12 protein-coding genes are annotated in these 13,562 nt (G+C 60.3%); 8 read left to right on the top strand and 4 right to left on the bottom strand.

Annotation, left to right across the window (positions count from 1 at the left end; all coding sequences use genetic code 11):
* Positions 1–31 precede the first annotated feature (31 nt).
* The 3 genes from BSZ35_RS14220 (at position 32) to BSZ35_RS14210 (ending at position 1,938) form a co-directional block, all read left to right on the top strand.
* Positions 32–445 carry a 6-carboxytetrahydropterin synthase gene (locus BSZ35_RS14220; RefSeq protein ID WP_105013856.1) on the top strand — a complete coding sequence of 138 codons (414 nt, stop codon included), beginning with the start codon at positions 32–34 and terminating at the stop codon, positions 443–445.
* Positions 446–486: 41 nt separating this feature from the next.
* Positions 487–1,146: a GTP cyclohydrolase I FolE gene (gene folE / locus BSZ35_RS14215; RefSeq protein WP_105013064.1), complete on the top strand. Its 660-nt coding sequence runs from the start codon at positions 487–489 to the stop codon at positions 1,144–1,146.
* A gap of 93 nt (positions 1,147–1,239) precedes the next feature.
* Entirely contained in the window at positions 1,240–1,938 is a 699-nt protein-coding gene (locus BSZ35_RS14210; protein WP_105013063.1) for an SDR family oxidoreductase, read from the top strand.
* Positions 1,939–1,952: 14 nt separating this feature from the next.
* Here the strand turns inward: BSZ35_RS14210 and BSZ35_RS14205 are convergent, their stop codons facing one another.
* The 4 genes from BSZ35_RS14205 to BSZ35_RS14195 all read right to left on the bottom strand — a co-directional run bounded on the left by BSZ35_RS14205 (position 1,953) and on the right by BSZ35_RS14195 (position 4,434).
* Positions 1,953–3,074 (bottom strand): DUF5694 domain-containing protein, encoded by a 1,122-nt coding sequence (locus BSZ35_RS14205; RefSeq protein WP_105013062.1) that lies wholly within the window; start codon positions 3,072–3,074, stop codon positions 1,953–1,955.
* A 56-nt stretch (positions 3,075–3,130) separates the two neighbouring features.
* Positions 3,131–3,274 (bottom strand): hypothetical protein, encoded by a 144-nt coding sequence (locus tag BSZ35_RS19600; protein WP_181149347.1) that lies wholly within the window; start codon positions 3,272–3,274, stop codon positions 3,131–3,133.
* 272 nt (positions 3,275–3,546) lie between these two features.
* On the bottom strand, positions 3,547–4,044 hold the full coding sequence (locus tag BSZ35_RS14200; RefSeq protein WP_105013061.1) for a hypothetical protein: 498 nt from the start codon (positions 4,042–4,044) through the stop codon (positions 3,547–3,549).
* A 39-nt stretch (positions 4,045–4,083) separates the two neighbouring features.
* A complete protein-coding gene (locus BSZ35_RS14195) occupies positions 4,084–4,434 on the bottom strand; it encodes a hypothetical protein (protein ID WP_105013060.1) in 351 nt (116 codons plus the stop codon).
* A gap of 221 nt (positions 4,435–4,655) precedes the next feature.
* Between BSZ35_RS14195 and BSZ35_RS14190 the strand changes: the two genes are divergently transcribed.
* The 5 genes from BSZ35_RS14190 to BSZ35_RS14170 all read left to right on the top strand — a co-directional run bounded on the left by BSZ35_RS14190 (position 4,656) and on the right by BSZ35_RS14170 (position 13,539).
* Complete coding sequence (locus BSZ35_RS14190) at positions 4,656–5,828, top strand: membrane dipeptidase (protein WP_105013059.1); 1,173 nt, start codon at positions 4,656–4,658, stop codon at positions 5,826–5,828.
* 124 nt (positions 5,829–5,952) lie between these two features.
* On the top strand, positions 5,953–8,178 hold the full coding sequence (locus tag BSZ35_RS14185; protein WP_181149346.1) for a TonB-dependent receptor: 2,226 nt from the start codon (positions 5,953–5,955) through the stop codon (positions 8,176–8,178).
* A 942-nt stretch (positions 8,179–9,120) separates the two neighbouring features.
* Positions 9,121–12,036, top strand: coding sequence for a TonB-dependent receptor (locus BSZ35_RS14180; protein ID WP_105013057.1), 2,916 nt, complete (start codon positions 9,121–9,123; stop codon positions 12,034–12,036).
* A gap of 297 nt (positions 12,037–12,333) precedes the next feature.
* Positions 12,334–12,708, top strand: a complete 375-nt coding sequence (locus BSZ35_RS14175) for an NADH-quinone oxidoreductase subunit A (RefSeq protein WP_105013056.1) — start codon at positions 12,334–12,336, stop codon at positions 12,706–12,708.
* Positions 12,709–12,891: 183 nt separating this feature from the next.
* Positions 12,892–13,539 carry an NADH-quinone oxidoreductase subunit B gene (locus BSZ35_RS14170; RefSeq protein WP_105013055.1) on the top strand — a complete coding sequence of 216 codons (648 nt, stop codon included), beginning with the start codon at positions 12,892–12,894 and terminating at the stop codon, positions 13,537–13,539.
* The last annotated feature ends 23 nt before the right edge of the window (positions 13,540–13,562 follow it).

Below are 13,562 nucleotides of genomic sequence, written 5' to 3'. Positions count from 1 at the left end.
TCCCAACACACATTCAGACGGCACTGCCGCCATGTCCACCGTGTACGTCACCCGAAAGGTGCACTTTAACGCCGCCCACCGACTTCATAACCCAGAGAAGTCCGACGAATGGAATGAAGAGACGTTTGGCAAGTGCAGCAACCCCAACTGGCACGGACACAACTTCGAGCTCGAAGTGACGGTGGCAGGGACCCCCGATCCGGAGACCGGCTACGTGGTGGACCTTGGAGCTTTAAAGGACATCCTGCACGAGCGCGTGGTGGACAAGGTGGACCACAAAAACCTAAACCTGGAAGTTGACTTCATGGATGGTGTCATTCCGTCAACCGAAAATTTTGCCATCGCCATCTGGAACCAGCTGGAGGACGCCTTGCCATCGGGTCGACTGCACGCCATTCGGCTCTACGAAACGCCCCGCAACTTCGTTGAATACCGCGGCGAGTAGCCGCTTGCCCCTCACTCTGTTTCACTCTTCCCCTTCCCCAAATGGCCGAGAAGAAAATTGCCTCCGACGAACTCCGCGAAAATGGCACGCCTGTAGGCGGTCCCCCCAAACTCTACGAGCGGCGGGACGTCTACGACGAGGCCACCACAGAGGCCTTGTCCGATCACGTCTCGTCGATGCTCGACATTTTGGGCGAGGATCCCTCCCGCGACGGCCTGAAGGACACGCCGGAGCGCGTGGCGCGGGCCTACCAGTTTCTGATGCATGGCTATGCCCTGAACCCCAAGGAGATTCTCCAACAGGCCCTCTTTGAAGAGGCCTACGATGAAATGATCCTGGTGAAGGACATTGAGGTGTACTCGCTCTGCGAGCACCACATGCTTCCCTTCTTCGGCAAGGCTCATGTGGCCTACATTCCGGACGGCAAAATTGTGGGGCTCAGCAAGATTCCGCGTACGGTGGACGTGTTTGCACGGCGCCTTCAGGTCCAGGAGCGTCTCACCCTTCAGATTCGCGATGCCATCGACGAGGTCCTCGATCCACTCGGCACGGCTGTCGTGATTGAAGCCAAGCACCTGTGCATGATGATGCGCGGGGCCGAAAAACAAAACTCAATGACCACCACAAGCTCCGTAAGCGGCGAATTCGACGAGCACGCCACTCGCGCTGAATTCATGCGGTTGATCCACGCCACAGAGTAGACACTGTCGAGCGTCGAGTTGTTATGCTGACTGAAAAGTACTACCCTTCTCTCCGGTAGCACACGCGTGCCATTCGAAAATCACACTCTGAAAATGGTTGTCGTAGTGACGGGCGCAAGCCAGGGCATCGGGCAGGCCATTGCCGAAGCGTTCGCCAAACGGGACGAGGCAAAGGTTGCCCTGGTAGCCCGAACGAAATCAAAGCTGGAGGCGGTCGCCACCAACTGTCGGGCGCACGGCGGGGACGCGATGGTCCTCCCCACCGACGTGACGGACGAGGACGCCGTTGCTGAAATGGCCGACATGGTGCAGGCCGAATGGGGGACGCCGAACGTGCTCATGAACAACGCCGGCCTGTTCACCTACGCCCCACTCGACGAGTTGACTCTCGACGGCTTCCGGGAGCAGCTCGACGTCAACCTGACAGGCACATTTGCTGTGACTGAGGCCTTTCTTCCTGATATGCGGTCCCGTGGCGAGGGGCATCTGTTCTACATGGGCTCGGTGGCCTCCGTACAGGCCTATCCTGGCAATGCCGGCTACTGCGCCGCGAAGCACGGCGTGCGGGGCCTGGCACGGGTCGTTCGCGAAGAAACGAAGGACGAGGGGCTGCGCGTAACGACCGTACTTCCGGGCGCGACCTACACCCCTACCTGGGACGGAGTCGACCTTCCCAAAGAGCGGTTTATGCCCCCCGAAGACGTAGCGCAGTCCGTAGTGGACGCCTACCACCTCTCCGACCGCACCGTGCTGGAGGAGTTGATCCTACGCCCTCAGGAAGGCGATGTGTAGGATTGTCCCGGGGTTCAGCGTGCGGACAATACCTCCGCTCCATCGATCACCCGTACGCCCATCATCTGTCGAAGGTAGGCATCAAAAAAGGGCTTGTGGGAGCTCCCCACAATCACAAGAACACGCCCTCCCGGGTGCTGTACTGTGACCCGGCGGATGTGCCCCACCATGTGGAGATTTCGCGTCTCCCACAATGCCAGCCACTTTCGCCCCATGGCGTTGGGCAAATCGACGTCTAGCATGGATTCCCACTGGGTGCTCGCATCGGCACGCCCCACCTCATCCCGATTCAGGTAGCGGTACATCGGAAGAAGGTTGCCCGTTTTAAGGCCTGCCTTCTCCAGCGAGTCGGCGCGACGGAGAACGGGATGGGTGTTCATCGCCTTCCGCATCGAATCGCCAATGGCTTTCATAAGCGGCCGAAAGATCGGAATCGCCAGATCTTTCTCCGCCTGATGATCGATGGGATAGAGGCGCGAGTGCCCGCGCTCGTGCGCTAGCCGCCGGGCAATCGAGTACACTTCGTTGGCGGCGTCAAGGCGCTTATTGAGGGCCGTGACCACGGTGTCGGGAATGGGCGTGGATGCTTCTCGGGCGTCCGGTGCAAGATAGGACCACTGGAGCACTGCGCTCGGAAGCCGATAGGCTGCCGTGAGGCTTTGGATGAGTGTGAGACGGGTCCGGGACGCTAGCTTGTCCTTGGATCGAGCAACGACAAGAAGCGAGTCGGCACGCTGGTGGGCCTCGCTCCACGTCCAGCCGGTCTTTTCCTGCACCCGGTGCCCGTAATAGAGAAAGGTGCCGGCAAATCGCTCGACGACGTCGTCCCAGGGGCCGCCCCACCGCTCCATTGCGGCCGCCTGCCGCCCGGAGATCTTCTCGATAGCAATAGCGTCGGGACCGAACGCATCCAACGCCGCCATCAGAGAATCAACCATCGACGGCTCAAACCGGTCGGCAACCCCACTCAAGTGAGGCGTCCCCAGCACGAAGACCTTTGTGGCTGCGCTATCGGAAACCGTTGCCGAAATGGGACTCCCCTCGCGCTCCGGCTGCTGGGCATGGGTCGGGACAGAAACCGCAGCAACCAGAAGCGCAAGGACGAGTCGTGAGCACCACAGCGTGCGTGCGAACATGGATCCGAACACCCAATGGAGAACAGTACTCAAGAGGCCTCTCCGGGCTGCCGGCCCTACGCCAGCACACCGTTGGTGAGCAGAACGGCCGAGAGCAGGGCCACAATCACCTGAATGCCGGCCAGCAGCACTGCCGGTCGGAGCTGATCGGTGTCAAAGGACGGACGGAAGGACGTGGACTCGGTCGTGTGGTCAGTCATAACTTCTAATGCGGATTGGGTTCATGGACACGAACGTGAGCGTCGAGCCGTTCTTGGGATTGGCCCGAACGCATGTGTAGCAGACAGGGGGGTTCGCGAAAAGGTTGCACCCGCCGGCAGTGCCGCCGGCGAGGGTACGCCCTGTGCTGCGTCGAGAAGAGACACGCACGTTGACTGTGTCCCGTTCGAGGGTGTACGACGAATTGGAGGATTTGCGCGACGAGTTGCCCTCCCGTCCCGTCTCGTTCCCTCTCACTGAACATCCGCGCCCACTACCGCCCGGCCAGGCTATCGATCGGAACGGGTGAGACAAAGAGCTTGGGTTCGCTGTACACGGGTTCTATGCCCCCGTCCCCGTCCGAACACAAAATCCAGGTGGCGTTTACGTTGTCGGGCATATACAAGCCGTTGGGCTCGCGCTGCGGAAGCTTGCCGTACGCATCCCCAAAGTTGCTCTGGAACTGCTTGGGATTGGTGAGCTGGGTCGAGTACGGCAGGCCATACCCAATAGACTTGCAGATGAAGTGCCGGTTGCCGTTCCGGTCCACATGGTACGTGTAGGTCGTGATGCGCTCGTCCCGCATCTCCATGATCTGCTTTGCAAACTTGTACTCCTGAAAGTTATTGATCTCAGGTGTCCCGATCTCGGAGTACAGGCGCTGAGCCAGCTGTTGCACGTCCTCACTGGCCTTCTCGGTCGCCGTTTCGCCACACCCTGAAAGCACGAAAAGCAATCCGACGGACAGAACGAGGCGGAGTACTGTATACATGGAAAACTCAACGCAAATAGATACAACAGGAAATGAAATCTATGGGGCCGGTTGGCGCCCTCGAAGACTGTCCACCCACTGGCGAAGGTTCGTGGGCATGTCCGACGAGTCCAGATCACGTGCTCGACGCAGCACCAGCTGTCGGATGGCCGACTTGTGATCAGACTCGGCAGACTGATACTTCACGCGGTAGCGCATCAGGTCCTGAACCGTTCCCTCCACGTGCTGTCGGCTTTCTTCGTACGTCTGGCGCTGTACTTCTTCGTATCGGGGTGCGGCCCACCGGTACAGGTAGTAGCCGCCCACAACCAGAATGGCCATCATGACGAGCCCCGACACGGCCGCCGTAGCCGAAAATCGGATGGACTCGGAAAACGAATCGTCGCTCATGGAAAATGGGCCTATTGACTGCAAAATGTTCGACGAAGGAGGATCCCAAAATTAAGATGAGATTTCAAGCAGGAGATCGTACGGAGGATATGAATTTGATTACGTTGCCCGGATGATGTCAGTCCGAGATGCACACCAGAGACACCTCCCCTCCGCCCCCTCTCTTTGCACTTCCCCCTGTCCTCGTCTTTCCTCTCACCACGACCGACTGCCGTCCCCCAATGCTTCGTCTTGTGCTGTACGCCATCAGCGGATTCCTCGTCCTCGCCGTGGTTGGCTACTTCACCATTGCCGCTCCCATTGCGGACGCCCGATTCAACAAGAAGCCCGATGCCCCCTCCGCGCCCGTGTCCGACCGCGCTCAGGCCGTGCACGACACAACCATGGTGGCCGACCTGCACAACGACCTTCTCCTATGGCCCCGCGATCCGCTGACCCGATACGACCGCGGACATACGGACGTGCCTCGCCTCCGTGACGGCAACGTTGGCCTCCAGGTGTTTGCTGCCGTCACGCAGGTGCCTCAGGGCCGAAGCTACGCGGGCACCGATGCCTCGTCGCTCGACCAGATCCCATTTCTCGCGGCAGCACAGCGCTGGCCACCGCGCACCTGGACGAGCCGCCTGGACCGGGCCCTCTATCAGGCCCGGAAGCTCCACCGCGCCCTGGAACGGGACGAGCAGCTCACGCTCATTCGCACGCAGGCCGACCTCAATCAAACCCTGGACCGCCGGTCCGAAACCCCGGAGGTGCTCGGGACACTGCTCGCCGTGGAGGGGCTGCATGCACTAGAAGGCGACGCCACAAACGTGGATACCCTCGTGGAGGCCGGATACTGCATGATGAGCCTCACGCACCTGTTCGACAACGCTCTCGGCGGGTCGAGTACCGGTCTAAAAACGGGCGGCCTCACCGATTTTGGCGAAGACGTACTTGGCCGGCTGAAGAATCAGAACGTGATCCTCGACCTCGCCCACGCCTCTGAGGCCCTCATTGACGACGTTCTGGTTCGAACCGAGGAGCCGGTTGTGGTCTCGCACACCGGCGTGCGCGGCACCTGTGACAGCCCGCGCAACCTGAGCGACCGCCACATCAAGGCCATTGCCAAGCAAGGCGGTCTCATTGGTATCGGCATTTGGGAGCGAGCCGTCTGTGGTGACAGCCCGGCCGCCACCGCTCGGGCCATGCGCCACGTGGCCGACCTCGTGGGCGTAGAGCACGTGGCGCTCGGCACCGACTTCGACGGCACGGTCTCGGTCCCTTTCGATGCGGCGGGTCTGCCCTATCTCACTGAGGCTCTTTTAGACGCGGGCTTCTCCCCGAACGAGATTCAGAAGATCATGAGCGGAAATGTCGTCCGCGTCCTCCGAGAAACGCTTCCGTCTGAACAATAAAGGGGACAACATCGCAGAACTGCGGGGAACGGATGTGTCGGGGCTAGTCGTTACATCCTCCTGTTCTCGGTGAGGTTGCACAACGTGATGTTGCCTCCTCGTCATGACATTCAGCGTCGTCAGAGTGCCTGTTCGTGGCTCTGTTGAATGGCTGATTGTGGGACTTCTCGGGACGCTGCTCGGCCTCGGGCCCATCCCCAGCTTCGCCCAACCGTCTCCTGTCCTCACGGGCACCGTCGTCGAGGCTGGCAGCGAACGTCCCCTTATGGGAGCGGAGGTGACCCTTCGCGCCGTCGAGTCCCCGAACGTTCTTCGGGAGACATCGACAGACCGGGACGGCACGTTCCAACTCGCCGATCCGCCCCGCGGCCAATATGTTCTGGAGGTGCAGCTGCTCGGCTATACAGAACACCGGCGCCCCGTACTGCTGGAAGCGGGCGAGTCGAAGGACGTGACGGTTACGCTGTCCCCAAGCGGCGCAAGCTACGAGTCCATCGTGCTGTCGGCGACGCGGCGGCCGGAACGAGCGTTGGAGGTGCCTGCCTCTATTTCAGTCCTCACGCCGGAGGTCATCCGACAGGAAGGTGCATCTTCCCCCATCGAGGCCCTGCGCCCGACAGCCGGGGTGCATGTTGCCCAAACAGGGATTGACCGACGCACGCTATCCCTCCGTGGCTTCGCCCCTCCCTTTTCCGGCTCTCCCCATATCCGCGTGGACGACCGTCCGGCGGAGTTTCCGCTCCTCGGCGCTCACGCGTTCGGCCCCATGTCGATCATGCCACACGACCTGAGTCGGATTGAGGTGGTGCGCGGCCCCGCCACGCCCCTCTACGGCCCGGAAGCAGGCGGCGGCCTCGTCCAGTTTTTTACTCGCGACCCGTTCCGAGCGCCGGGCACCTCGCTTTCGGTAGCCGGAGGCTCGCAGTCGTTCGTCGACGTTCAGTTCCGACAGGCCGGTGTGATCGGCGGCACGGTGGGCTACAAGTTTACGGGCCAGTTCAGCCGAGCGGACGAGTGGATGCTTGACTCCACCAACTCGAAAGATGCAGCGGAAGTGAGTCGCTACCGAAGGTACAGCCCGAACGAGCCGATTCCATCAGGTCGTCTCACGAAGGACCGCCAGCTCCGACGTGACGATCTCTACCGCACTTTTAACACAAACGGCCGGCTCACCTACCGCTTTCCGGACGACACGCAGCTCTCGCTTCGGGGCGGCTTTGCGTCCCTTACCAGTCCGCTACAGACTGGCATCGGCACTCTCCAGGCGAACGATCTCAGCTATACCTACACGCAGTTGCAGCTCGACGCCGCTGCCTTTTCTGCAAGCGTGGGATTGAACCGAAATCTTGATCTCGGCGAGGCCTACCGCCTCGATGCCGGCGAGACGGTGCTCAACGAGGGGACACGGTGGACCGGACAGGCGCAATACGACAGCGGAGAACTGGGTCTCAACACGCAACTGCTCGGCGGTGTCGACTTCGATGTAACCCGTCCGACGACCGATGCCTCTCCTTTCCCGCAGGAGACGGTTGGCCGCTACGGCACCTATCTCCAGACCACCACCGAGGTGGCTCCTCCCCTGACGCTGACGCTCGGCAGCCGCGTCGACTACAACGACCTGGCAAAGAACACCTCATTCACTCCCCGCGCGACGCTCGTCTACGACCTGGCATCGCAACACTCCCTCCGCGCCGGGTACACCCGGTCAGTGTCACATCCGGGCACCGATCCCCTCTTCGTCACCGGGCGCTTCGACGTGAATCCCGACGCATCCCTGACGACCCAGACAATCGAGTTCGGATACAAGGGCACCTTTGCCGATCGGATCCGCGTGCACCTCGACGGCTACTACGAGTGGAAGCAGAACGTACTAACGCCGTCCCGCAACGGCGAGAATCGTTCGTACGACATCGTCGAACGGATCCACTACAGCGGGCTCGACGCCTCGATCTCGGTCTCCCCGACAGAAACAGTCTCTGCCTTTGCCAACGTTTCGCTCGTCACCGACGACCGGTTTTCCGGCGCGAATGACGCCACGCCGCCCGTGGCCCTGAACGCCCCCTCTTCCTCCATCAAGGGCGGCATCGACTACGGCTGGGCGGCCGGCTTCTCGGTGGGCGTCACGGCGCAGTACGTCGACCCGTTCCCCGTGCGGTGGGGACCGTACGTCGGGAACGTCGATGCCTATTCCCTGCTGGACGTGCGGGCGAGCTATCGTCTAGCGCCTGTGCCCGGCCTCCGAATCGACGTAACCGCGAAAAACGCGCTCGACAGCGACCATCGAGAGTTTGTGGGAGCCCCTGCAGTGGGTCGTCAGATCATCGTTCGCCTCACCTACGAGTTACCGTAGCTTTTCACTTCTCTTCCCCTTCCCACGTGCCTTCTACAAAAACATCAGATCCAGCTCCCGGAGACTGTTTTGATCGATAGCCGGTCTAAGAGACTATTTTGATTTTTGAGCGGGTTTGAGAAGCGACGAGATATTTCGCAGGAATTGGAGGACCGTCCGTTGCTCAGAAGGAGCCCCTGTTGGATCCCGACGATCTGCAGTCGTCGCGCTCTGCCTGAACTGTCATCGTGGGAAATCAAAACAGTCTCTAAAAATCAGAAAGGGGTGCGCGTGCTCAAACGCTCGATTACCGTTTAAAAGAAGGCCCCACCTACGGACCGGACAATCGACGGACATTTCGCTCTTTCTGAAATGACATCGGGTTTAGACACGACCGTCCCTAATCGGTCTTCTCGTGATGAAAGTATGGTTTTCGCCGGTAGTCTTCAGAGCTGATTTTTAGCCATCTCTCGCGACGATCACCTCATTCGCCCGCTCCCTATTACTTAGCGCGACCCCCACTAAGGGGGCGTCCAAAGCGAAATGCTGCACGAGATGATTACTCTTCACTTCCCATCGTAAGGTGCCTCATTTCATCCCGTCTCTCCCATGCATCCCCCTACCCACAATATTACTCTCCTTCAGTACAACCTTAAAAGACACCATGAAAAAGAAAGAAATATTGCTCTATTTTAAGACATTTGACTATTGACATCTTATCACTCTTTTTCTAATTGTATTTATGAACAGATCCGATTCTTCCGAGTCCTAGAGAGTCAAATCGAGAGGTCACGGCTCGGGCCGTAGCATCTCATGTTCTGCAGTTCGCTCCCATATCGCGAGCCCGACTGGACTTCCGTTCTTTGGTCTCGCGCTTACCATAGAAGATGTGCAAGGTCATGGGAGTCGGGCTAAAGGCAGCACCTTCTCCGCCAATTCCTTTGGACCGACCGCAGATCAACAATGGCTATTCCCGATGTCTTCCCCTCACAGGGACCCGTCTGCCTCCTCTCCGTCAGTCTTCTGTTGCTTTTCGCCGCTCTTCCGGCGCAGGGGCAACCTGCGACTCTCACCGGAACGGTGGTCGATGCTCGAGACGAGGCGCCCCTCGTGGGAACGACGGTCATGCTCCGAGATGTGAGTACGGCCGAGGTCGCGCGAGGAACCACAACAGATGCAAACGGAAATTTTCAGATCACCGGCCTCCCCCCGGGAAAGTTTGTAATTGAGGTCCGATTTATCGGCTACAAGGAGCGCCAGATCCCTCTCACCCTAGAGGCCGGCGAGTCCCGCGACGTGCAGGTAGAGCTGGAGATTGAGACCGAAAGTCTCGAAACGGTGGTGGTGTCAGCGTCGCGCCAGCAAGAGAAAGTGCTCGACGCCCCCGCCTCTATCACTGTTTTGCAGCCGGAGCAGATCCGCCGCGAGGTGACCACCTCGTCGGTTGAAGCCCTCCGGAGTGTCCCCGGGGTTGACATGGCCCAAACCGGAGTGGACCGGCGGGAGGTGGCCCTGCGCGGCTTCAATGAGGCCTTCTCCAGTGGTGTCCACGTGCTTACCGATTACCGAGAATCCTCAACTCCTTCCCTCGGCGTAAATACGTACAGCATCATGCCAAGCATTCCTCTGGACCTGAGCCGGGTGGAGGTGGTACGGGGACCTGGCTCGGCGCTTTACGGTCCCGGCGTCGATAACGGAGTGATCCATTTCTTTACGAAGGAGCCATTTCAGAGCCCGGGAACTGCACTCTCAGTCGCAGGTGGGTCGCGTGCCTTCTTTAACGCTCAGACACGCCAGGCTGGAATTCTTGGCGATCATGTGGGCTACAAGGTAACGGCGCAGTTTAGCCGCACCAACGAGTGGGACCTAAATCCCAATCACCCTCAGGATGCGGCCGAGATTGCACGCTACCGAATCTATCAGGACCCGAATGCCCCGGCCCTCGTGGACCGTAACCACACGACGGGGGACTTTGACGACGACCAACAACAGGAAGCCCAATTACGCCGCAAGGACTTGTATTTCAAATACAATCTGAACGGCATGATGACGTACCGCTTCGGGGACGAGACCGACCTCACCCTAAGCGGCGGGTACTCGTCCCTAACAAGCACGTTGCAGTCGGGCATTGGCACGCTGCAGACCGACGGGTTTGGCACCAGCTACGGCCAGGTTCGCTTTGAGGCCGGCAACTTCTTTGCACAGGCTTACCTGAACCAAAATCACTCGACGGCAGACACCTACGTTTTGGGCAGCGGTCGTGCCACAACCGACAAGGGGCTCCTGTGGACGGGACAAATGCAGTACAACTTTGGGCTCGACGCTCTCAACACACAGGTGGTTACCGGCTCCGACGTCAATCTCACGCGCCCCCGCACGGAGGGAACGGTCCTGGGCCGCAACGAAGGCCGCGACGACATCAATGAATACGGGGGATACCTGCAGACGACTACGGACCTGTGGGCCCCGCTTTCCCTTACCCTTGCGGGCCGGGCCGACTACAACAACGTCGTGAAGGAAGTGCAACTCTCCCCACGGGCAGCACTCGTCGTAAACGTGGGGGAAAACCACTCGCTCCGAACAAGCTACAATCAGGCCTTCTCCTCGCCTGGCGTCAACTCACTGTTTCTGGACGTATCCGCCCAACGGCGCAGTCTCGGCGGCAACCGAGAACTCGCGTTTCGGGGCCTCGGCGCCGCCGACGGCTTCAGCTTCGACAATTTCCGTACCCAGCGCACGGTCCGCTTTTTCTTGCCCGGTGCATTTGGAAAGCCGGTGTCTCTCTCGAAATATCCGGTGAAGCCGGTCTACGGAGCGACCGCGCAAGATTTTTCGTCCCGGCTCAGCGGAGCGGGATCACTGACGGAGCCGCTTGCCGACCTGTCTTCACAGGCCCAGCAATCCTACGCCCAGCTGCTTCGGGCCGTAGCCGACGTCACGCCAGCATCGCAACTCACATCGCCGCCCACGCAGGAAGCAGGCGTCCGACTCGGCATCCCTAACGACAGCGAAATGGGATATCGAGCCGTTGAGGGCCCGACCGACATTGAGCCCCTGAAGCAAACGACCACGGAAACTTTTGAGGCCGGATACCGAGGAACGATTGCTGATCGCATCCGCCTGACCCTCGACGGATACTACGAGCGAAAGGAAGATTTTGTGGGTCCCCTGCGGGTAGAGTCTCCCCTCGCCTACCTTGCCCCACAATTCATCTCGTCCGACCTTCAGCAAAAGCTTGCAAACTCCCCAACAGTATCTCAGGCCTTTCAGCAGTTCCTCTCCGTCTCCGATCTCTCTCGGCAGCGAGCGCTCGACCTTCTAACGGGGACCTTTGCCCAAACCCCTTCGGGCGTCGTGCAGCCCGACCAGCCGATTCTCCCCGGCTCGCCCCCCTCCAACCAGGTCGGCGCCCTCCTTACCTATCGCAACTTCGGTGAGGTAGAGTACTGGGGCCTCGACGCCTCCCTTGAGGTCGATATCACGGAAACGTTCACCACCTTTGGCACCGTCTCCTACGTGAGCGACGATTTCTTCAGCAATGAAGAGCTGGATGAGACCAACACCAGCCTCAACCTGGCCCTGAATGCCCCGTCGCTGAAGGTAAAGGGGGGATTCGACTATGGCCTGCCTGCTGGCGTCTCCATCGGAAGCACAGTGCATTATGTCGATGGATTCCCTGTACGGTCGGGACCGTATGTCGGCACGGTCGCCCCCTACACTCTTCTCGACGTCCGGCTCGCTTACAACATTCCCACGGTACCGGGGCTAAGCCTCACCGTTACGGGGAAGAACATCCTCAACAATCGACATCGGGAGTTTGTCGGGGCGCCGCCGTTGGGACGTATGATGATGGGACGCCTCACGTACGAGTTGCCGTAGGCGTGCCTTCGGGCTGCCTTCCGGACGCGCCTCCGTTCCTTCGCGGCCGGGGAAGGGAGACGTATGGCCCTCGCCGGGGCGACCTGCACGGCATCGGGCGCCTCCCTCCCACAAGCAGCCCCCGCGACACGTTCGCGGCCGCCATTTCCCAGCACTTCATCCACTTTTTGGGGCGCAGGCCCAGCGCGTCGTTGCATTCGCGGGGGGTAATCCGTACCGTATTTGTCCCCAACCGTCTGTCGATTCGGACCGTACAGGCGGCCCCGCCACTCTTTTGCGACCGATGCCAACCGGCCCATGTTTGGAGAGTTTGTGCCCCTTTTTCTGATGATTGCGCTGGCCACCGGGCTGGCACTCACCCTGCTGGCCGCCGCCGCGTACGTCGGCCCCAGCCGCCCGAGCGGCACGAAAACAATGCCCTACGAGAGCGGCATGGACCCGGTTGGCAGCGCCCACGAGCGATACTCGGTCAAGTTTTATCTCGTGGCGATGATCTTCATCGTCTTTGACGTGGAGGTCGTCTTTATGTGGCCCTGGGCGGCGAGCTTCCACAACTTCATCGATAGTGGCGCCGGCCTCGGGGTGGTCGCCGTCATCTCCCTCTTCGCAATCATTCTGCTGGTGGGACTGGTCTACGACATCAAGAAGGGCGGGCTCGACTTCGAGCAATAGCGACGGGCACGCTCCGATGTGCGAATTTTGGCTGCACGGACCCAGAGGAATTCAACGGTCGCGTGCATTTCCCAATGGGGGGTGAAACAGGGGCCCAAACCTCGGCATTTAACGCGGCGTGGATCAATCTACTGGATTGATGCCGCCGACTGCTTTCTCCCTCCGAACTGCCTACACACCCTCATGGCTGGATCCAGCGCAAGCAACGGACAAGGCTTCTTTACGACTCGGGTCGACGCCATTTTGAACTGGGCGCGGTCCAACTCCCTCATGCCCATGCCGATGGGCCTGGCCTGTTGTGCCATCGAAATGATGGGCTTTGCGGGGCCGAAGTACGACTCCGCCCGCTTCGGCAGCGAGGCGATGCGATTTTCGCCCCGCCAGGCCGACCTCATGATCGTGGCCGGCTGGTGCTCCTACAAGATGAGCCACGCCATCCGTCGCGTGTGGGACCAGATGGCGGACCCGAAGTGGTGTGTCGCTATGGGGGCCTGTGCCTCTACGGGCGGCATGCATCGCTGCTACGGCGTTGTACAAGGTGTGGACAACTTCCTCCCCGTCGACGTCTACATCTCCGGCTGCCCGCCGCGTCCGGAAGCGGTCCTGCATGCCCTTCTGGACATCCAGGAGAAGATTCGCAACGAGTATTCCGTGGTAAAGGACTACAGCCACGGCGAAGCCGCCCAGCAGACGCCCCTTATTCCGGAGAACAGCAGCAAATTCCCTGGCCAGCTTGAAAAGCCAAAGGCGCCGAGTCACGCGTTCGACTTCCCCCAAGGGTCGGCCGACGAAGACTCCGAGGACGCCTCGGCAGAACCGGCGGTCGCCTAACCCTCTTCGCTTCGCTCTGCACT

Source organism: Salinibacter sp. 10B (assembly GCF_002954405.1).
In the GTDB taxonomy this organism is placed as follows: domain Bacteria; phylum Bacteroidota; class Rhodothermia; order Rhodothermales; family Salinibacteraceae; genus Salinibacter.
The sequence above is the reverse complement of the archived record's forward strand: the minus strand, read 5'-3'. Positions and strand labels throughout refer to the sequence as shown.

Excerpts from the sequence above, each read along its gene's own strand:
- BSZ35_RS19600 (WP_181149347.1), bottom strand. The coding sequence starts at position 3,274 with ATGACTGACCACACGACCGAGTCCACGTCCTTCCGTCCGTCCTTTGAC.
- BSZ35_RS14220 (WP_105013856.1), top strand. The coding sequence starts at position 32 with ATGTCCACCGTGTACGTCACCCGAAAGGTGCACTTTAACGCCGCCCAC.
- BSZ35_RS14205 (WP_105013062.1), bottom strand. The coding sequence starts at position 3,074 with ATGTTCGCACGCACGCTGTGGTGCTCACGACTCGTCCTTGCGCTTCTG.
- BSZ35_RS14210 (WP_105013063.1), top strand. The coding sequence starts at position 1,240 with ATGGTTGTCGTAGTGACGGGCGCAAGCCAGGGCATCGGGCAGGCCATT.
- BSZ35_RS14180 (WP_105013057.1), top strand. The coding sequence starts at position 9,121 with ATGGCTATTCCCGATGTCTTCCCCTCACAGGGACCCGTCTGCCTCCTC.
- BSZ35_RS14200 (WP_105013061.1), bottom strand. The coding sequence starts at position 4,044 with ATGTATACAGTACTCCGCCTCGTTCTGTCCGTCGGATTGCTTTTCGTG.
- BSZ35_RS14170 (WP_105013055.1), top strand. The coding sequence starts at position 12,892 with ATGGCTGGATCCAGCGCAAGCAACGGACAAGGCTTCTTTACGACTCGG.
- folE (WP_105013064.1), top strand. The coding sequence starts at position 487 with ATGGCCGAGAAGAAAATTGCCTCCGACGAACTCCGCGAAAATGGCACG.
- BSZ35_RS14175 (WP_105013056.1), top strand. The coding sequence starts at position 12,334 with ATGTTTGGAGAGTTTGTGCCCCTTTTTCTGATGATTGCGCTGGCCACC.
- BSZ35_RS14190 (WP_105013059.1), top strand. The coding sequence starts at position 4,656 with ATGCTTCGTCTTGTGCTGTACGCCATCAGCGGATTCCTCGTCCTCGCC.
- BSZ35_RS14195 (WP_105013060.1), bottom strand. The coding sequence starts at position 4,434 with ATGAGCGACGATTCGTTTTCCGAGTCCATCCGATTTTCGGCTACGGCG.